This is a genomic window from Qipengyuania sp. JB2-7 (assembly GCF_055693485.1).
Map to the genome: position 1 here is coordinate 1,449,397 of NZ_CM146335.1, position 18,633 is coordinate 1,468,029.

At 55.8% G+C, this 18,633-nt stretch carries 14 protein-coding genes, 1 tRNA gene and 2 pseudogenes; 8 read left to right on the top strand and 9 right to left on the bottom strand.

Features of this window, described 5'->3' with window-relative positions:
• Window positions 1-26 precede the first annotated feature (26 nt).
• From ACZ1GM_RS07275 to ACZ1GM_RS07290, 4 genes are read right to left on the bottom strand one after another with little or no spacing between them, the layout of a single operon-like run.
• Window positions 27-521 carry an invasion associated locus B family protein gene (locus tag ACZ1GM_RS07275; RefSeq protein ID WP_472678448.1) on the bottom strand — a complete coding sequence of 165 codons (495 nt, stop codon included), beginning with the start codon at window positions 519-521 and terminating at the stop codon, window positions 27-29.
• On the bottom strand, window positions 514-993 hold the full coding sequence (greB, locus tag ACZ1GM_RS07280; protein ID WP_472678449.1) for a transcription elongation factor GreB: 480 nt from the start codon (window positions 991-993) through the stop codon (window positions 514-516). The genes ACZ1GM_RS07275 and greB overlap by 8 nt, the downstream gene beginning before the upstream one ends.
• 22 nt (window positions 994-1,015) lie before the next feature.
• Complete coding sequence (locus tag ACZ1GM_RS07285; protein WP_472678450.1) at window positions 1,016-1,570, bottom strand: lytic transglycosylase domain-containing protein; 555 nt, start codon at window positions 1,568-1,570, stop codon at window positions 1,016-1,018.
• Entirely contained in the window at window positions 1,539-2,972 is a 1,434-nt protein-coding gene (locus ACZ1GM_RS07290) for a lytic transglycosylase domain-containing protein (RefSeq protein ID WP_472678451.1), read from the bottom strand. Before ACZ1GM_RS07290 ends, ACZ1GM_RS07285 begins: the two co-directional genes overlap by 32 nt.
• Window positions 2,973-3,074: 102 nt before the next feature.
• Between ACZ1GM_RS07290 and dapA the strand changes: the two genes are divergently transcribed.
• The 7 genes and pseudogenes from dapA to alaS all read left to right on the top strand — a co-directional run bounded on the left by dapA (window position 3,075) and on the right by alaS (window position 12,596).
• Window positions 3,075-3,956 carry a 4-hydroxy-tetrahydrodipicolinate synthase gene (gene dapA, locus ACZ1GM_RS07295; protein ID WP_472678452.1) on the top strand — a complete coding sequence of 294 codons (882 nt, stop codon included), beginning with the start codon at window positions 3,075-3,077 and terminating at the stop codon, window positions 3,954-3,956.
• A gap of 27 nt (window positions 3,957-3,983) precedes the next feature.
• Entirely contained in the window at window positions 3,984-4,466 is a 483-nt protein-coding gene (gene smpB, locus ACZ1GM_RS07300; protein WP_472678453.1) for an SsrA-binding protein SmpB, read from the top strand.
• Between the two features lie 158 nt (window positions 4,467-4,624).
• Window positions 4,625-5,200, top strand: coding sequence for a DUF2062 domain-containing protein (locus ACZ1GM_RS07305; RefSeq protein WP_472678454.1), 576 nt, complete (start codon window positions 4,625-4,627; stop codon window positions 5,198-5,200).
• Window positions 5,197-7,695, top strand: a complete 2,499-nt coding sequence (locus ACZ1GM_RS07310; RefSeq protein WP_472678455.1) for a hybrid sensor histidine kinase/response regulator — start codon at window positions 5,197-5,199, stop codon at window positions 7,693-7,695. The genes ACZ1GM_RS07305 and ACZ1GM_RS07310 overlap by 4 nt, the downstream gene beginning before the upstream one ends.
• Before the next feature lie 161 nt (window positions 7,696-7,856).
• Window positions 7,857-8,919: pseudogene (gene recA / locus ACZ1GM_RS07315) on the top strand (recombinase RecA).
• A 224-nt stretch (window positions 8,920-9,143) separates the two neighbouring features.
• On the top strand, window positions 9,144-9,770 hold the full coding sequence (locus tag ACZ1GM_RS07320) for a glutathione S-transferase family protein (RefSeq protein WP_472678456.1): 627 nt from the start codon (window positions 9,144-9,146) through the stop codon (window positions 9,768-9,770).
• Window positions 9,771-9,922: 152 nt separating this feature from the next.
• Window positions 9,923-12,596 (top strand): annotated as a pseudogene (gene alaS, locus ACZ1GM_RS07325) (alanine--tRNA ligase).
• 4 nt (window positions 12,597-12,600) lie between these two features.
• Here alaS and ACZ1GM_RS07330 read toward each other — a convergent pair.
• From ACZ1GM_RS07330 to cpdR, 4 genes are all read right to left on the bottom strand, one after another.
• Window positions 12,601-14,367: a cation:proton antiporter domain-containing protein gene (locus ACZ1GM_RS07330; RefSeq protein ID WP_472678457.1), complete on the bottom strand. Its 1,767-nt coding sequence runs from the start codon at window positions 14,365-14,367 to the stop codon at window positions 12,601-12,603.
• A gap of 155 nt (window positions 14,368-14,522) precedes the next feature.
• The gene (locus ACZ1GM_RS07335; protein WP_472678458.1) at window positions 14,523-15,737 is read right to left on the bottom strand and encodes an NADP-dependent isocitrate dehydrogenase; all 1,215 of its coding nucleotides are present in this window, start codon (window positions 15,735-15,737) and stop codon (window positions 14,523-14,525) included.
• 139 nt (window positions 15,738-15,876) lie between these two features.
• Window positions 15,877-15,951 (bottom strand) — tRNA-Val (locus tag ACZ1GM_RS07340).
• Between the two features lie 93 nt (window positions 15,952-16,044).
• On the bottom strand, window positions 16,045-16,434 hold the full coding sequence (gene cpdR, locus ACZ1GM_RS07345; RefSeq protein ID WP_472678460.1) for a cell cycle two-component system response regulator CpdR: 390 nt from the start codon (window positions 16,432-16,434) through the stop codon (window positions 16,045-16,047).
• 121 nt (window positions 16,435-16,555) lie between these two features.
• Here cpdR and ACZ1GM_RS07350 point away from each other — a divergent pair, with 121 nt between their 5' ends.
• Window positions 16,556-17,527 carry an N-formylglutamate amidohydrolase gene (locus ACZ1GM_RS07350; RefSeq protein ID WP_472678461.1) on the top strand — a complete coding sequence of 324 codons (972 nt, stop codon included), beginning with the start codon at window positions 16,556-16,558 and terminating at the stop codon, window positions 17,525-17,527.
• Window positions 17,528-17,774: 247 nt separating this feature from the next.
• Here ACZ1GM_RS07350 and ACZ1GM_RS07355 read toward each other — a convergent pair whose 3' ends face one another.
• Window positions 17,775-18,563, bottom strand: coding sequence for a SapC family protein (locus ACZ1GM_RS07355; RefSeq protein ID WP_472678462.1), 789 nt, complete (start codon window positions 18,561-18,563; stop codon window positions 17,775-17,777).
• Window positions 18,564-18,633 lie beyond the last annotated feature (70 nt).

Genomic DNA, 18,633 nt, shown 5'->3' on the forward strand with positions numbered 1-18,633 from the left:
GCGCAATCCAATTTGGCCAGTATCGTCTAGCGTATCTTGGCGCAGGCGACGGTTGCGGCATCCATGGCCGAAGCAGCACCCGCCAGTTGATAGGTGTTTGAAAAACCGCGACCGTTGCTATCTGTGGCGCGAATAATCATCGACCGCGCGGAACGCATCGCAGCGACAATTGCGGCGTCCATCCGGCGATCCTCTGCCCATGCGCTTGCTCCGCTACCGGTCAGACGAAACCGCGTGCGGCCAACTTGAAGGCTGATGGGACGCCCGGCGGTCATATTGCGTGAGAGGCGGAAATGGACTTGCCCGCGAACCTGCCGCTTGGGCCATGTGCCTATCGTTGCATAGGGTTGGTAATCGCGCCGCAAGCGGCTCGACGCGGGCATGGCGATGGCATAGCATTGTGCGGCCTTGTCGTCGCGGAACGCAGCCCAGTCTGAGAACACGCCAACACTCTCTTTTGCCAAAACTGGTGTGGAGACCAGAGCAGTTAGCGCAGTGTAGAAGATGAGCGACCTAGTCATAACGAATAGCGACGACCTCCCATTCTTTCGATCCGCTGGGAAGCTTCACAACCCGCAAATCCCCGACTTGCGCACCTTTTAAGGCGCGGGCGAGGGGGCTGGACCAACCAATGCGATCCGCGCTCGCATCCTGCTCATCGTCGCCAATTAAGGTGACTGTGCGGTGCGCGTCTTCTTCATCGGCCAGGTCCACCGTCGCGCCGAAGAAAATACGGGATTTGTCAGGCTGATCTGCGGGTTCCAGAACGCGCGCGCGCTTCATGCGGCTAGACAAGTGCCGCAATTCTCTGTCAATCTCGCGCATCCGTTTGCGGCCATAGAGATAGTCGCCGTTCTCGCTGCGATCGCCATTGCCCGCCGCCCAGCTGACGATCTCAACGATCTCAGGTCGTTCGACCCCTAATAAATGGTCATACCGCTCTTTAAGCGCGGCATAGCCGACGGGTGTGATCGGGTTGCTTGGAGCGGTCATGCGCCCGCCGCTATATCACACATCAGCGCAGGAATTGATGCGCCATGCGCGGCTGACCATAAGTCGTTCGTTCCGGATAAAGATGCTCGTATACAGCAGCATTCTCAATCACTCTTTGCACGTAGTTTTTGGTCTCAAAGAAGGGGATCTTCTCAATCCATTCGACCCAAGAAATCGATCCGGTACGCGGATCACCGTTCGCGCGCAGCCATTTGTTCACATTCCCGGGCCCAGCGTTGTACGCTGCAAAGGCAAGTGGATAGCTGCCGTTGTAGCGTCGCATCAGCCGATCAATGTGATTGGAACCCAAACGCAAATTATACTGCGGATCATTGATGAGGCTCGCCGACATGTAGTTTACACCGGCGAAGCGGGCCTCTTCGCGTGCTGTGCCCGGCATTAACTGCATCAGACCGCGCGCGCCGGCGTGGCTGATCGCGTTTTGCGCGAACTGGCTTTCCTGACGTGCAATGGCATGAGTAAGGGTGAAGTTAGCCCCCGAAGGCAAGGGCAGGGTTGGGAAGCCTTGCGCGACAAACACCAGATCATGGCCATCGGCACCCGCAGCCTCTGTCACGTTGACGGACAAGTCGCGGCGTACCGGTCGCTTGGGCAAGTTCGGAAACGAGAATATGTTCTGCCGACGTATCAGCGGTTTGCGCAATGGTGCGGTAGAACTGAATGCCTGTACGCCATGGCGCTCCCTTCGCGACGTGACGAACCGCGGCGGTCAGAGGCTTTTGATTAAAGGCGGCGCGTTGCTGAGCGGTGGGTTCACCTGCTGCGGAAACCGCTTCAAAATTCGGCAGCGTTCCACCGATTTCTTTCATCGCCAACTGACCATAAAACCGGTCAGGATAGGCTGCCGCCATTGTCCAGTATCGTCCGGCCTCTGCGCGGTTACCTGCCCGTTGGCTTGCTAGACCGGCCCAATAAAAGCCTTTCGAACGTGTCTGCGGCGTCCGCGCAGCAGCACCATAGCGATAGAAGAGCGGGGCAGCGCGATTGCCATCGCCAAGGTTCCAAAGTGCCTTGGTCCCGCCAAGCCACATCAGTGACGTGTAGTCATCACGCAGGCGATAGGAGCCCTTGCTGACGTCGGTCCCGGGCGCGAACAGATCATCGATCTTTGATGCAATCTGTACTGCAGGCGACGATCCAGCCGAACGTGCGGCGCGCAGCATTTCCCCGACCAGCAGTTCTTCGTCATGCGGTAGGCGGTTGAACTCTGGCCGGTTCGCCAGCAGCGATACGGAGCGGCTGGTTTGGCGCGATGTGCGATAGTGGCGCGCGAGATTATAGACATAGCCGGGGTCCGACAGCGCACCATTCGGCACTGTCAATCCGGCTGCGCTGGGAGTTTCGCCCTGAACCAAAGCGAGGCGTGCCATCGCAATATCACGCATTGTCGGTGCGATATTGTTGATATGCCGTGCTGCGGCTTCTGCGTCGCGCTGCCATAACAGCGCGTCCATGCGTGCATTGTGATCTTCGGGCGCGAAGCGAGAGCCGTGTAGGCCGAGCAGATACGCCTCTGCCGGGCCGCTCATTGATCCGCCACGCCAGGCATCGCGGGCAACCTCAAATGCTTCCGCACGTTGAAGGTTGGCTAGCGCCAAGGCATAACGCGCTTTGGCGGAGTTTGTGACGGGCGGATTGGCGTCGAAAAACTCGACCAGTCGCGCGGGCGAGATAGCCTCTTTATCAAGCGCATTTTCCGCGAACCGTTGTATCCGACTTTCCTGAGGAAAATCAGGGTAGCTGGTGATAAAACCCGCGTAATCTTCGAACTTAAGATTCCCATTTTTGATGAGTACTTCCCAGCGATTGACCGCTTGGCCAATTTGCCCAGGCTGGATCGCGACCATGCTTGTTCGGGCACTGGTATTTTGATCCTGCGCCATTGCCGGGGCTGCCGTGAGAGTGGATAGGGCGCTGCCCATCAACAAAGCGAATGAAGAGAAAGATTTATCGGTCATGCTGGACATAATGCCTAGCAGCTCCTTATCAGGCGGTGAATGAAACACGTCTGGTACCCTATAGCGTGCAAGACATTGGCAATACATCCGGGAAATCCATAAATGTTCACAGGTTCGATTCCGGCATTGGTCACGCCATTTCAAAATGGCGTCTTTGACGAGGCTGCTTTCCGTCGGCTGGTCGATTGGCAGATTGAAAACGGTTCAACCGCGCTGGTTCCATGCGGGACAACGGGCGAGGCCTCGACACTCTCAAATGCAGAGCATCACCGCGTAATCGAGGTTTGTGTCGAGCAAGCGGCGGGGCGCGTTCCAATCATCGCCGGTTGCGGTTCGAATGACACACAAAACGCACTGCTGCATATGAATTTCTCGCGCAAGGCAGGCGCTGCGGCTGGTCTGTGTGTTGCGCCATATTACAATCGGCCAAGTCAGGCGGGCTTGATCGCGCATTTCAGCTATTTGGCTGACAACTGTGATCTGCCGATTGTGCTGTATAATGTGCCTGGTCGCACGGTGACGGATATTGCGCCCAAAACGACCATTCAGCTGGCGAACAAATATCCTGATCAGATTATCGCGATTAAGGATGCGAGCGAGGATCTGTCGCGGGTTGCCGATCATCGCATGGGCATAGGTAAGGAATTCTGTCAGCTTTCTGGAAATGACGAGTTGGCGCTACCTTTCAACGCTGCGGGCGGGAAGGGGTGTATATCCGTGACCGCCAACGTTGCCCCGGCGCTGTGCGCGCAGTTTCAAAGGGCGTGCGCGGACAATGATCTGGTCGAGGCGCGGCGGCTGAATGATCAGCTCTATCCGCTGCATTATGCGATGTTTGAGGATTCCTCCCCGGGCCCGGTCAAATATGCGCTGAGCAGGGTGATGAATGGTTTTTCCGACGAAGTGCGTTTGCCACTGACCGTCTGTTCAGATGCGGCGCGCCAGGCGGTAGATGCTGCGCTTGAGCATGCAGGGCTGGTCTGACGCGCGCAAGCGACTATCTAACGAACCATGGCTCGTCCCAAACCCGCTACCTTTGATAAACAGAAAACCGTCGCCGACAATCGGCGCGTGCGGTTTGATTACTCTATTGAGGACACGTTTGAAGCTGGGATTGCCCTTCAGGGCACCGAGGTGAAGGCGCTGCGCGCTGGACAGGCAAGCATCAGGGAAAGCTATGCCGAGGTTCGCGATGGCCAGGTATGGCTCGTCAATGCGAACATCCCGGAATACAGTCACGGCAACCGGCAAAACCACGAGGCGCGCAGGCCACGAAAATTGCTCCTACACGGTCGAGAGATCAACCGATTGTTTGGCGCGGTTGAGCGTAAGGGGATGACGCTTGTACCGCTCTCGGTTTACTTTAACTCGACCGGACGTGCGAAGGTGGAACTGGCGCTCGCCAAGGGTAAGCAAGCCCATGACAAGCGTGCAGCGGTTAAGGACAGAGACTGGAAGCGCGACAAGGCCCGGTTGATGCGAGAGCGCGGCTAAAGATCCGCTTTTCGGGCGCATTTTTAGGCTGGTGCCAGACGATTTCATCCAAGACAGTATTCGCGCTATCTTGAATGCGCACGGCGTTCATCCGATATTTGTGACTGTGGAGCTAAGAACGCTTTCACGACAACGGCAAAGGTGTATGGAACGCCCCAATGGCGACGCGCAGAAAAAACTGGTTTCAGAGGAACATGCCGACTCGTGAAGAGCTGGCCGACAACCGTTTTCTGGCGCCAATCGCACACCGTTTCCTCTCCCCGGAACTATGGCGCTTCACCCGTCGATCTGTCCCTCGCGGAGTAGCGCTCGGCCTATTTGCAGCCTTTATCGTACCCGTTGGTCAGATTTTCCTGGCAGCCTTTATGGCCTTGCCAGCACGCGCGAATGTTCCGCTTGCCGCGCTTGTTACGTTTGTCACCAACCCATTCACGTTTCCCTTTTGGGTCGTCGTGGCAAACCGTGTCGGTGCCTTGGTGCTGAATATCGACGCTGCGATGGGCGGCATGGCCAATGATGAATTAGCGAGCGGGCGCTGGGCATGGTTGATTGATCTGTTCCAGGCTGCCGGCATAACTGTGTTTGGGTTCGTTGTTTTGGCGGTTGTTGGCGCATCACTCGGCTGGGTTATCTCTGGCGTCGTCTGGCGCTTTGTTGTTTCGCGCAGACGCGCGCGGCGTTTGCGTGCCATGGAGGAGCGTTTGGACGCCCGGTTGGGATCAGCCCAACAGTGAGCGATAAGTCCCGGAGTAGTTTCGCATTTGAGAGCGGTGCAAATGAAATCCCGCCGCTGCCGCTCCTCGCCGGGCTTTTTATTGCCGCGCTGCTTTCTGTGGGTTTGGTTTGGTTGCTTGGCCAAACAGGGCTGGTCGCCGTGGCCTATGCGGGCGGCATTCTGACCATCGGTATTCTGATGATACTGGCCGCGCGCCTCAATGTGAATGACCAGGTTGAGGAACCGGGTCTTCCTGATTGGAGTGTGACAGTCGCAGCGATCGAGAACCGCAAACGGGCGGTTGTCATTACGGATCGTGCCAATCGTGTGACGTGTGCGAATGGCACCTATGAAGACTGGTTCGGGATGTTGGCTCCGCCAGTTGAGCTCGCGTTCGATGAGCAATCTCGCGAAGGTATTGTTGCTGCCACCCGCACTGCATGGCGGGATGGACAAACAGAAGTCGAATTGCTGTTTTGGCCGCAGGGGCAACGCCGTTTTCGTGTGCAGATAGAACGTTGCGGGCGCGCTGATGACTATCTCGTCTGGCGTTTTGCTGAGATTGTTCAAGAGCGGGGCTATGATGGCATGGAGCACCGGTTGTCCGGAGCTTTTGGTCTGCTGATGTCCAATGCTGGTGTCGAGATGGTACTGGTTGATCCAAACGGCATCATCATCGCGCATACGCCAGGCATGGCGGATCGAGCGCTTGGCAATACCGGAGAAGGCCTGGAGGGCCGCGAGTTCGTAGAGCTATTGCGCTCCGATGAGCGAGACCGAATTTTCTTCGCGAGGGAAGGACAGGAAGGTGCACCCCAGACGTTAGTGCAGATACCACTCGACGAGGTGGATCCGAGCGTCGAGAAATCCGCGGAGCCTGCTCCGTCACTCATGCTGTTGATTGACAGCGGTGTGGGCATTGGTGGAGGCTGGGAAGGTGGCGGCCGCACAGCCGTGCCGCAGTTGAATGCACTCTTGTCAGCGCTTCCTCTGGGTCTGGCGCTTACCGATCGCGATGGACGCTTTATGTTTGCCAACAAGGCATTTCTGCGCGCGGTTGAGCAGGAAAACAGCGGCTTGCCCCAATATCCATCAGATCTGGTGGTCCATGAAGATAAGGCGGCAATGTCTGATACGGTCCGCCGGTTTGCCAAGGGCCCTGCGTCCAGCAGCGATATGGCAGTGCGGTTGCGCGGAGATAAGGAAGAGCCGGTTAGCATCGGTCTGGCCGGTGTGCGCGGCCTCGGCGATGCTGCAGTTTTGCTGTCGATTTCAGATTCGAGTGAAGAAAAACGACTTCGCCGTCAGGTGGCGCAGGCCACCAAGATGCAAGCTGTCGGTCAACTGGCAGGCGGCGTAGCGCACGACTTTAACAACGTGCTGACCGCGATCATCGGCTATTGTGACTTAATGCTGCTGCGTCACACGCCGGGCGACAGCGACTATGATGATATTCAGCAGATCAAGGCGAACTCCAACCGTGCGGCCAGCCTGACCCGTCAATTGCTGGCATTCTCGCGCCAGCAAACCCTGCGCCCGGTTGTGTTGCAACTGCCCGATGTAGTCAGCGAGGTCAGCCAACTGCTCCGGCGGCTCATGGGCGAACGTATTGAATTCAATGTCCGACATGATCGCGAGCTGGGGCCTGTTCGGGCCGATCCTCAACAATTGGAACAGGTGATTATCAACCTGGCGGTCAATGCACGCGACGCGATGCAGGCTTACGCGAGCAAGGCGGGCAAAGGCTGGAAGGGCCGACTTACCCTTGCCACACGGCGCGTTTCTGCGCGGGATGTGCGTAAGATGGGCGTCGATATAATGCCTGCGGATGATTATACAGTTCTGATCGTTCAGGATACTGGCGGCGGCATTCCGCGCGACGTCATCAGCAAGATTTTTGAGCCGTTCTTCACGACCAAGGAACAAGGTAAGGGCACCGGCCTGGGGCTCTCCACTGTCTATGGGATCGTGAAGCAGTCGAACGGGTTTATCTTCGCCGACAACATCATTGGTCATGATGGCAATCCTGCAGGCGCCCGTTTCACCGTATATCTACCCGTATACAAAGGTGAACTGCCAACGGTTCAGCGCCGCGACGATAACGAAGATCAAAAGGCGACAGAATGGAGCGGTGGGGCGAAGCTGCTGTTAGTAGAGGATGAAGACATGGTGCGCGCCGTTGCGGAACGTGCCCTTGTCCGTGCCGGCTATACAGTGACAACAGCGAGCGATGGCGAGCAGGGCTTGGCTGCGTTGGCCAATGCTGACGAAGATTTCGACCTCGTCGTATCGGATGTGGTGATGCCCGTAATGGATGGACCAGCGATGGCGCGCGCGATTCGCAAGGTGAAGCCGGAAATACCGATCCTGTTTATGTCCGGCTATGCCGAAGAGCAGCTTCGCAATGAGATCGACATTGATGATATGTATTTCATTCCCAAGCCGTTCAGTGTCCAACAAATCAACGCGAAGGTAGCTGAGGTTCTCAGCACAAATGTGAAAGAAGACGCGTAAGGCGCTCTGACTCATTAGCGTAACAGTCTAATTTTCTTAAGAAATATTAGAATGCAAAATTTTCTTTGTTCCACTCTTGTTCTTTTAGAACAAAGGGCGTACATCATGTCTATCGTTGAAGAGTTCAAACCGGCTCTAGGCAAAGGATGGAGGCATGTGTCATGGCGGCTAATCTCAAGCTCGTGGAAGGCAAGGAACGTAAAGTGGACCGTCAAAAAGCACTCGATGCTGCGCTCGCGCAGATAGACCGCGCATTCGGAAAAGGCTCAGCAATGAAGCTGGGCTCCAAAGAGGCGATGGAGGTTGAATCAATTTCAACCGGCTCGCTTGGTTTGGATATCGCGCTGGGTATTGGCGGACTGCCAAAAGGGCGCGTGATTGAGGTTTATGGTCCTGAAAGCTCAGGCAAGACGACGCTCGCACTCCACGTGATTGCTGAGGCGCAAAAGAATGGCGGAACCGCAGCATTTGTGGATGCTGAGCATGCGCTTGATCCTGTCTATGCCCGTAAATTGGGCGTTGATGTTGATGAGCTGATTGTTTCACAGCCCGATACTGGTGAGCAGGCGCTCGAAATTACGGACACGTTGGTTCGCTCAAATGCGGTTGATGTTCTGGTTGTCGACTCAGTGGCGGCACTTGTTCCTCGCGCTGAGATCGAAGGGGAGATGGGTGATAGCCATGTCGGCTTGCAGGCCCGTTTGATGAGCCAGTCTCTGCGCAAGCTGACCGGTTCAATAAACCGTTCCAAATGCATGGTTATCTTCATCAACCAACTTCGTATGAAGATTGGTGTGATGTACGGCAATCCTGAGACAACAACGGGCGGCAACGCGCTTAAATTCTACGCTTCCGTGCGGCTTGATATTCGCCGGACCGGCCAGATTAAAGATCGCGATGAAGTGATTGGAAACTCGACCCGCGTTAAAGTGGTCAAGAACAAGGTGGCACCGCCTTTCAAACAGGTTGAGTTTGACATCATGTATGGTGAAGGCATTTCGAAGATCGGCGAGATTCTCGATCTAGGTGTAAAGGCGGGTCAGGTTGAGAAATCCGGTTCCTGGTTCAGCTATGATAGCATTCGGATTGGCCAGGGCCGTGAGAATGCGAAGACATATCTGAAGGAAAATCCTGAAGTTTGCGCCAAGTTGGAAGCCGCCATACGCGGTACGAACCGATGAGGTTGCCGAGGAGATGATGACTGGTCCTGACGCGGAGGACTGACGCACTTCTCAAGCGGGAGCATTCGATCACTGTCCGGTCGATGTAATTTGCTCTCGATAACATGGATAGCCGGCGCATTCTGGGGTAACCGCAATCACCTCATGTGCGCCGGCTTTTCCGTTTTTGCGCCAGTGATCTGCGCTCCGATTGCAGGCTGAAATGATGTATGGCCTTGCCGCTCTTCACACCCTAACACATGGTTCAGTTTCAATCGGAGCCGTATCATGACCATGACTGTTCATCACCTCAATAACAGCCGATCACAGCGCATTTTGTGGCTTTTGGAAGAGCTGGGTGCTGAGTACGAAATTGTCCATTATCAGCGTGATGCGGAATCCAACCTCGCTCCGCCTGAGTTGAAATCGGCTCACCCGCTCGGAAAATCACCGGTGATTGAGGATGACGGTCGCACTATCTCAGAAAGTGGGGCGATCATTCAGTATCTATGTGAACGTCATGGTGGCTCTGCCTGGTTGCCGGATGCGGACACGGACGAACACATCGACCATCTCGAATGGCTGCAATTTGGCGAAAGCTCGTTTTTTGTTCCGGTGATGCTGAAGATCATGGCTGGCCGCTTAGGCGCTGCTGCGGAACCAATGATGCCACGCATTGAGGAGCAGTTTGCAGCGCACGTTGCTTATGCGGAGGAACGCGTCGGAGACAATTTGAGGTTCGTTGGCAATGATTGGTCCGCGAGCGACATCATGATGAGTTTTCCGGCGGAGATTGCGGTCATGCAGGGTTACGCTGGGAAGGCGCCAAAGCTCACGCAGTTTGTGGCAGCCATTCATGATAGGCCTGCCTGGCAAAAGGCGCGTGAACGCGGCGGCGCCTATTTCATTTGGTAGAATTTGACGGCTACCCCGGGTCGACGCGACTGCACATTTTGAGTTGCGTGCCGTAGGAATACTGAGCCAATCTGCTACAATAGGCATACTCGATAACTGCATGCGGGCATTGCGGCTTGTCGGGCTCAGCATGAACGCCTAACTGATTTCGTATGACTTCTACCAACGACATTCGGCGCAGTTTCCTCGATTATTTTTCAGGCGCAGATCATGCGGAGATCAAGTCCGCTCCGCTCGTTCCGTTTAGCGATCCGACGTTGATGTTCGTGAACGCAGGCATGGTACCGTTCAAGAATGCATTTACCGGCCTTGAGACGCCGCCAAATGCGCGCGCGACCAGCAGTCAGAAGTGTGTTCGTGCGGGTGGCAAGCACAACGATTTGGACAATGTCGGTTACACGGCACGGCATCACACATTCTTTGAGATGCTCGGTAATTTCAGCTTCGGCGATTACTTTAAAGAGCAGGCAATTTTGCATGCATGGACATTGCTGACCAAGGAATGGGGACTGTCGCCGGACAAGCTGACTGCCACCATTTATCACACCGATGATCAGGCATTTGATCTGTGGCGCAAGATTGCTGGCCTTCCGGATGAACGCATCATTCGCATCGCAACAAATGACAACTTTTGGTCGATGGGCGACACCGGCCCGTGCGGCCCATGCTCAGAGATATTTTATGACCACGGCGAGCACATATTTGGTGGCCCTCCCGGCAGCCCGGATGAAGACGGTGATCGTTTTGTTGAGATATGGAATCTCGTATTCATGCAGTTCGATCAGTCAGCGGAAGGTGAACGCACTGATCTCCCCAAACCCTCCATCGACACTGGCATGGGGCTGGAGCGCGTTGCGGCAGTGCTTCAAGGCGTGCACGACAATTATGATACTGACACTTTCAAAACGCTAATCGCTGCTTCGGAGAGCCTGACCGGCGTGAAGGCCGAAGGCGATCAGACAGCGAGTCACCGGGTGATTGCGGATCACCTCCGCTCAACCAGTTTCCTGCTCGCCGACGGAGTTTTGCCGTCCAATGAGGGGCGCGGTTACGTCTTACGCCGGATCATGCGGCGGGCGATGCGGCATGCGCATCTTTTGGGTGCGAGTGAGCCACTCATGCATCGCCTTGTGCCATCTCTTGTGACAGAGATGGGCGCAGCCTATCCAGAGCTCGTTCGTGGACAGGCGCTGATCTCAGAAGTGTTGGAGCGCGAGGAAACCCAATTCCGCAAAACCTTGGAAAAAGGATTGTCGCTGCTCGATCAGGCGACTGATGGGATGAGTGAGGGTGACGAGCTCGACGGTGAGACGGCCTTTAAGCTCTACGATACCTATGGATTCCCCCAGGATTTGACCGAAGATGCCCTGCGTAGTCGCGGGATTGCGTTGGACAACGATGGTTTTGATGCGGCTATGACACGTCAAAAAGAAGCTGCTCGTGCTGCCTGGCGCGGGTCTGGTGAAGCGACCAGCGACGAAGTTTGGTTTGACATTGCGGAGCGCGAGGGTTCGACCGAATTTACAGGTTATGTTTCGGACACAAGCGAAGCGCAGGTGGTCGCGCTTGTCATAGACGGCAAGGAAGTGGAGCAGGCAGGTGAGGGCGAGGATGTCACAATTCTCGTCAATCAGACGCCTTTCTATGGAGAAAGTGGTGGTCAAACGGGCGACTCGGGTCGAATTTGGACACCAGAGGGCGTTGAAGCAGCTGTAACGCACACTTCGAAGCCGCTCGGTCGGTTGCATGCTCATCATGCAAATGTGGGTAGGGGGTCTGTGGCGGTCGGCGACACGGTTCACCTTGAGATTGATGTTGATCGCCGAGGCCGAATTCGGGCCAACCACTCCGCGACGCATCTGGTCCACGCGGCGCTGCGCAACCAGCTCGGCGATCATGTGACGCAGAAAGGGTCTCTGGTTTCTGATGATCGCTTCCGGTTCGACTTTTCGCATCCAAAGCCGCTCACACCGGTCGACATTGCAGCGATCGAAGCAGAGGTGAACGCTGAAATCCGTGCGAACGAAACGGTTGAGACACGCCTTATGTCGCCGGATGACGCGGTCGAGGCCGGCGCATTGGCACTGTTCGGTGAGAAGTATGGTGACGAGGTTCGTGTCCTTTCGATGGGCCGGACGGGCGACGCCGGTCGCAACTATTCAGTTGAGCTATGCGGCGGCACTCATGTGAACGCTACGGGCGATATAGGATTGTTCCTGATCGCATCGGAGAGCGCGGTTAGCTCGGGCGTTCGGCGTATCGAGGCGCTGACCGGTGAAGCGGCGCGGCAATGGCTGAGTGCGCGGGATGAAGCCTTGAGGGCCATTGCAAATGCTCTCAAAACCGGCCCAGAGGATGCTTCGGCACGTGTCGTAGCGATGGTCGAGGAGCGCAAGCGGCTTGAGAAAGAGTTGGCCGACGCCAAGCGTTCACTCGCCTTGGCTGGTGGCGGCACGGGTGACGCGTCGGCATCGGGCGGGGGTGATGAAGAGATCGCTGGAACAAACTTTTCTGGTCAGGTTATCGAAGGGCTCAGTCCAAAAGAATTGCGTACCGCTGCTGGACGAAACCAAGAGTCGGATGGGCTCAGGCGTTGCGGCGATTTGTGCAGTCAATGAGGGCAAGGCGGCGTTTGCGGTGGCGGTTACGGATGACCTGACCGATCGTTTTGACGCGGTCGCACTCGTGCGCGCCGGAGTGGAAGCCCTGGGCGGTAAGGGTGGCGGCGGTCGCCCTGATATGGCTCAAGGAGGAGGGCCTGATGGTTCCAAAGGCGCCGAGGCAATCGAAGCGGTGAAGTCAGCTCTGGTTGCGGCGACTGCTTAGGCGACTAGCTGCCCGGATCGGCGACAGATGCACGCAATTTGGGCTTGTATTCCAGCGCACCTTCTCTCTCGATCTTGGCGCGGAACTCGTCGCGCTTCTCGTGGATAGAGGCGATCACAGGCCCCATCGCAAAGCCGATATCGACCAGCACTGCCTCGGACAGTTGGAGCGAGCTTTCGAGTGTTTCAGGCACGGCGTGACTTGCCCCCGCTCGATAAAGCTGTGCGGCGTGGCCAGTGTCTCGCGCACGTGCAACGATCAGAAGCTCTGAATATTCTGATCGCAGCTTGGTGACTAAACGCTGTGCCAGAATAGGCTCATCCATTGTCAGCACGACAGCCGGTGAATCATGAATGCCCAGGTGCTCAAGGTTTTTGATCCGCGAAGCGTCTCCGAAGGTAGCGCGATATCCCTTGCGTTTCGCTTCCTCGACCATGTCCGAATCGGAATCAAGCATCACATATGCCTGCCCATGTGCATCCAGCATTTGAGCAATGAGGCGCCCGACACGTCCGGCACCGATCACAATTACGCGTCGCTCCTCCTCATCCTCTTCGGGCAACTCCGGCATCGGCTCCACCCGGCGGGCAATCACTCGTCCCAGCTTCGCCAAAAGTGGAGTGATTGTTAGGCCGATGGCCGTGACAATCTGCCAGAACTGCGCGGTGCCCGGCTGAATCAACATTGCTGATCCCGCCGCCGCTAACACGATCAGGGTCGTCTCGGACGGGCTTGCCATAAGCACGCCGGTTTCCGCAGCTGTGCTGCGCCGCGCACCCATCATGCGAAGCAGCGTGCCAGTTACCAGCGCCTTGAAAGTAAGCACACCGACCACAGCCAGCGCAATCATTGCGAGATTGTCCCAGATGGTGCGGAGATCGATGCTCATGCCGACAGTGATGAGGAACACGCCCAGAGCGAGCCCTTTGAAGGGTTCCATGATCCCTTCAACTTCAGTGTGATACTCGGTTTCTGCGATAAGAAGTCCGGCAATCAGCGCGCCTACAATTGGGGAAAGACCTGCTGCGGCAGTGGCGAGGCTGGCGCCAATTACCACTAACAGGCTGGCGGCCAGGAAGAGTTCGGGGCTTTTTGTACGTGCTGCTTGCGCGAAAAGGCGCGGTAGAAGAAGGCGCCCCGCCACTAGCAATACGATGACTACTGCACCGCCGATGAGCAGCGTATCGAGTAATCCCTCCCAACCCGATCCACTGGCGGATGGAGCCATCGCGCCGAGCATAAAGATGATCGGCACAATCATGATGTCTTCGAAGAGTAGCATCGACAGCGCCGCGCGACCGACGGGTGAGCTCGTACCAGAGATAGGCAAAACAATGGCGGTAGATGAGAAGGCCAGCGCAAATCCCAGGCCAATTGCACCGGTCCAGAACTGACCCGCCATTGCCAGGAATATCGCCAGCATACCGCCAATAATGAGCAGCTCGAGCGACCCCAGTCCGAAAACCAAACGTCTCAATTGCCATAGCCGATTAAAACTGAGCTCTAACCCGATTGCAAAGAGGAGCAATATGATGCCGAACTCGGCAAAAGGTTCCAAGGCTTCTGGGTCGGTAATTGTTATGTGGGCCAACCACGGTCGTTCAAAAACGAGCTGGCCAAGACCATATGGACCGACCGCCACGCCAATCAGGATGAAGCCGATGACGGGCGTAATGCGAAACCGCGCGAAGACCGGGATCACAATCCCCGCTGCGCCCAGAATGACGAGGGCGTCGGAGAGGATCGGGGTGACTTCGAGTTCGCCTGCCATAAGCAGACACTACTGGTCGGCTGAGGCAAAGTCACGGCAGAGTGTTCGGCAATGCACCACTTGCGCGCGTGCTTTACTGGAACCGGGCCAATGCGTACGAAAAAGGGGAGCACGACGGCTCCCCCTTTGTCACATCCAGATTTGATTGACTGTGGTCAGCCAGCCATTTCAGCTTCGAGATTGGTAACGATTGCCTCGAAGAATTGCTCTGTCGTCAGCCAGTTCTGCTGAGGGCCGATAAGCAGCGCCAGATCCTTGGTCATCTGACCCTTCTCAACCGTCTCGATACATACCCGCTCAAGCGTCTCGGCGAACTTCACCACTTCCGGTGTGTCGTCGAATTTACCGCGATACATCAGGCCGCGGGTCCATGCGAAGATGCTGGCAATAGGGTTTGTGCTGGTCGCTTTGCCTTCCTGATGCTGGCGATAGTGACGTGTAACAGTGCCGTGCGCTGCTTCCGCTTCTACGCAATCGCCGCTTGGCGTCATGAGAACCGACGTCATCAGGCCGAGCGAACCAAAGCCCTGCGCGACGGTGTCAGACTGCACGTCGCCGTCATAGTTCTTGCAAGCCCATACGAACTTGCCGTTCCACTTCATCGCAGCGGCGACCATGTCGTCGATCAGGCGGTGCTCGTAGTGGATCCCTGCTTCTGCGAACTTGTCTTTGAATTCTGCTTCAAAGACTTCCTCGAACAGATCTTTGAATCGACCGTCATAGGCCTTCATGATCGTGTTCTTAGTCGACAGATACACCGGCCAACCGCGATCGAGACCATAATTCATGGAAGCGCGGGCGAAGTCGCGGATTGAATCGTCAAGGTTGTACATCGCCATGGCGACACCGGGGCTTTCGAACTCAAACACGTCGAGGTCGATGTTCTTTCCGTCAGCGCCTTCAAAAACGAGGCGAAGTTTACCGGCACCAGGGATGAGCGTGTCAGTCGCGCGATACTGGTCTCCGAAAGCGTGACGACCAACCACAATTGGATCGGTCCAGCCCGGTACAAGCCGCGGCACGTTGTCGATCACAATAGGCTCGCGAAATACAACGCCGCCCAAGATGTTGCGGATAGTGCCGTTTGGCGAACGCCACATTTTCTTGAGGCTAAATTCTTCGACGCGAGCCTCGTCAGGGGTGATTGTTGCGCATTTTACGCCAACGCCGTGTTCCTTGATCGCGTTGGCCGCGTCAATCGTGATCTGGTCGTCAGTTTCATCGCGTTTTTCAATCGACAGATCATAATACTTCAGATCGATATCCAGATAGGGCAGGATCAAACGCTCACGGATCCACTGCCAAATGATCTTTGTCATCTCGTCGCCATCGAGTTCGACGACGGGGTTCTTTACCTGAATTTTTTGCATGTCTGCCCTGTATCACTGAATATGGGTTGGGATGATTTGCGCGGGCTTTAGCAGAGGGGGCGTAAGGCGCAAGGGAGAGGGATCGCGTCACCCATCGAGCAAAGAAAAACCCGCCATTGGCGGGTCATTCTGATTTAGATGGTGGGCACAGGAAGATTTGAACTTCCGACCCCTGCAATGTCAATACAGTGCTCTACCCCTGAGCTATGCGCCCGCACCATCAAATGCCCTTAAAGAAAGGCAGGCGCGCGCATTAGCGCCGCTCATTTGCCCGCGCAAGAGCTTTCGCGAATAATCAATTGTGGGCCTAAAGTGAGGCAGAAACCCGTCCATCGAGAACCCGCTCAACTTCGAGTACGAGATCCTTCAGGTGGAAAGGCTTGGAAAGAACTTTCGCGTTGGGTTGCTCGCGACTTGCTTTCAGAGTCACTGCGGCGAAGCCGGTTATGAACATCACTTTGGTCGTGGGACTAACTTCGTTGCAGCGCTGAGCCAACTCGATCCCGTCCATTTCAGGCATAACGATGTCTGACAGCAGCAGATCGTAATGATCCTGCTCCAACAGAGGTAACGCCGCCGTGCCGCGATCGACAGATTCGACAGCATAGCCAGCTTGTTCCAGAGCGCGCTCAAGGTAGCTACGCATGGAGTTATCATCTTCTGCAAGAAGGATTTTGGCGCGATAGGACTGATTCATGCGATTGCTCTTACCCCAAATCGATTAAGAAATCTTTGGCCAAGTTAGAAGTGTCCACTGCTGGGGCAGCTCATTTCGATTTGTGAATCCTTTGACACGATTGTCGTGGGGCTTAAGCATTATGATTATGGTTAAGCCGACCTCTACTAGTGCCACCCCTACTTACTTGCCTAGCCCTGGATTGCGGCAAGGCGGGCGAATCCCCGGTTCAGAATGGTCGGCATTCACGCTTGATGTACCCGATTCTCTGGCCTTGCCTGTACTGATTGCTGCGCCTCATGGCGGGCGTGCTTATCCTGACCGTGTAATCGCCAATATGCGCGAACCCATGTGGTCGATGCTGCGGCTAGAGGATCGGCATGTCGATTCGCTCGCTAAGTCGTTGGCTAGCGCGACGGGGGCAGCGTTGCTAACAGCGAATGCCCCGCGTGCCATGCTTGATCTGAACCGCGCCTCCGACGATGTCGATTGGTCCATGATCGCCCATGGTGGGGCAAATAGGAAGACTTCCGAACGGCAAAATCATCGGTCACGCGGTGGGTTGGGATTGATTCCGCGTCGGCTGAATGGACTGGGCGAGATTTGGCGTACACCAGTTACGGAACACGAGTTGCAAGCGCGGGTCGATGGCATTCATCAGCCGTATCACGCATTGCTTGGCAAGACTTTGGAGCAGATGCGAGATAGCTGGGGTGCCGCCCTACTGATTGATCTGCATTCGATGCCGCCGCTGAAACCTACGGCAGTCCAGCCTAAGCCAGCGGAATTCGTTATCGGCGATCGGTTTGGGGCATCATGCAATGGCTACCTTGCCGACCGTGCGCTGCGATACTTTGGCGGTGCGGGGCGCAGAGCTGCGCATAATCGCCCGTACTCAGGCGGATATGTGCTCGATCATCATGGTGCACCTCGCCGCAATATCCATGCAATTCAGATCGAAGTTTGCCGTTCGCTCTATCTGGACGCACGACTTGATGGCTTGAGCCCCCGATTACCCGCAATAGCGCGTTTACTGAAAGGTTTGGTTCGCGAGCTTGCCGGTGAGGTGATGGCATTGGGCAATTCCGAACAGTCGCGCGAGGCGGCGGAATAGGCCGATAAAAAACCACCCCGTGCTTAGTGCACGAGGTGGCCAAGGTTCAGGGAGGGAGTACGCCAATTGGCGCACTCGTCAGGGTCAAATGAGGGGGATGAACCCTGACGCACTATAGATGTGCATTTTACTTCACTGTTTCAAGACTTTTAAGGGGCCGCACGTAATTTGCGGACGAAAGTAAATGGCCCAGCCACTTTCGTAGCCAGGCCATCAAAGTCGTTTACGATAAGCGGATCGGCGCGGCTTAAGCGTTACCGAGCGCTTCGCCGATTTCCTTGGGGCCTTGGCCTTGCTGAGCTTGGCGTGCAAAAATCGTGCGCATCAGATCAAGCGAATAGATGTGTGCGTGGATCAGCATGAGCAAGCCGTTTTTGTGCCAGCCTTCGAGAGTTTCAGTGCTGATCTCTTTCAGCTTGTCCTGATTGATCATCTTGAAACCGCGATAAACGAATGGCTTATCGGGATTATCCTGCGTGGAAATGCCAATCTCACCATCCATCAAAAGATCATGTTTGGTGATTTCCTCAAGGAATACACGGGTACGCTGACCAGCCTGTTCAAAATGTTCGCAAAATTCGAGAATGCGCTTGGTTGCATCGCTTGCTTCGCCGCCTTCAGCAAAAAGCTCCTCGCCTTCTTTGAAATCGCCGACCACGCCAGCAGACGGGTCAAAGCACAGTGATAGCTCGTCTGTATCAGGCTTCAGCTTTGCGAGCATGAACGGGTAACGGCGGATATAGGCAGGCACGTAAACGGCCTCGGAAAACTTGCCGTCATCACCTACAAAAGTGTTCACGCCTTCGTTGAGACCCATCAGCGCCAGCGGAAGCGGGTTATCGCCTGAAGAAAATACAATTGGAAAGTCACGCTGCGCCTGCACGAATTCATCGACAGTAATCGGGATTGCGTGCTGGCCCTTGAGGAATTCTGCCCCTTCGAGCGATTTGGTCCGCCAGCCAGTGTGATCACGGCTGTTAAGCGGCATCAGATCATTGTAAAACAGGGGCAGGGTAGGTTGCGGCGCACTCGCCATGGATATTCTCCGGAACTTAAAACTGGAATGTCTGTACCCGCGAGCTTTAGTAAAGCGACGTCAGCTCACG

Excerpts from the sequence above, each read along its gene's own strand:
- ACZ1GM_RS07275 (WP_472678448.1), bottom strand. The coding sequence starts at position 521 with ATGACTAGGTCGCTCATCTTCTACACTGCGCTAACTGCTCTGGTCTCC.
- greB (WP_472678449.1), bottom strand. The coding sequence starts at position 993 with ATGACCGCTCCAAGCAACCCGATCACACCCGTCGGCTATGCCGCGCTT.
- ACZ1GM_RS07290 (WP_472678451.1), bottom strand. The coding sequence starts at position 2,972 with ATGACCGATAAATCTTTCTCTTCATTCGCTTTGTTGATGGGCAGCGCC.
- dapA (WP_472678452.1), top strand. The coding sequence starts at position 3,075 with ATGTTCACAGGTTCGATTCCGGCATTGGTCACGCCATTTCAAAATGGC.
- smpB (WP_472678453.1), top strand. The coding sequence starts at position 3,984 with ATGGCTCGTCCCAAACCCGCTACCTTTGATAAACAGAAAACCGTCGCC.
- ACZ1GM_RS07305 (WP_472678454.1), top strand. The coding sequence starts at position 4,625 with ATGGCGACGCGCAGAAAAAACTGGTTTCAGAGGAACATGCCGACTCGT.
- ACZ1GM_RS07320 (WP_472678456.1), top strand. The coding sequence starts at position 9,144 with ATGACCATGACTGTTCATCACCTCAATAACAGCCGATCACAGCGCATT.
- ACZ1GM_RS07330 (WP_472678457.1), bottom strand. The coding sequence starts at position 14,367 with ATGGCAGGCGAACTCGAAGTCACCCCGATCCTCTCCGACGCCCTCGTC.
- ACZ1GM_RS07335 (WP_472678458.1), bottom strand. The coding sequence starts at position 15,737 with ATGCAAAAAATTCAGGTAAAGAACCCCGTCGTCGAACTCGATGGCGAC.
- cpdR (WP_472678460.1), bottom strand. The coding sequence starts at position 16,434 with ATGAATCAGTCCTATCGCGCCAAAATCCTTCTTGCAGAAGATGATAAC.
- ACZ1GM_RS07350 (WP_472678461.1), top strand. The coding sequence starts at position 16,556 with ATGATTATGGTTAAGCCGACCTCTACTAGTGCCACCCCTACTTACTTG.
- ACZ1GM_RS07355 (WP_472678462.1), bottom strand. The coding sequence starts at position 18,563 with ATGGCGAGTGCGCCGCAACCTACCCTGCCCCTGTTTTACAATGATCTG.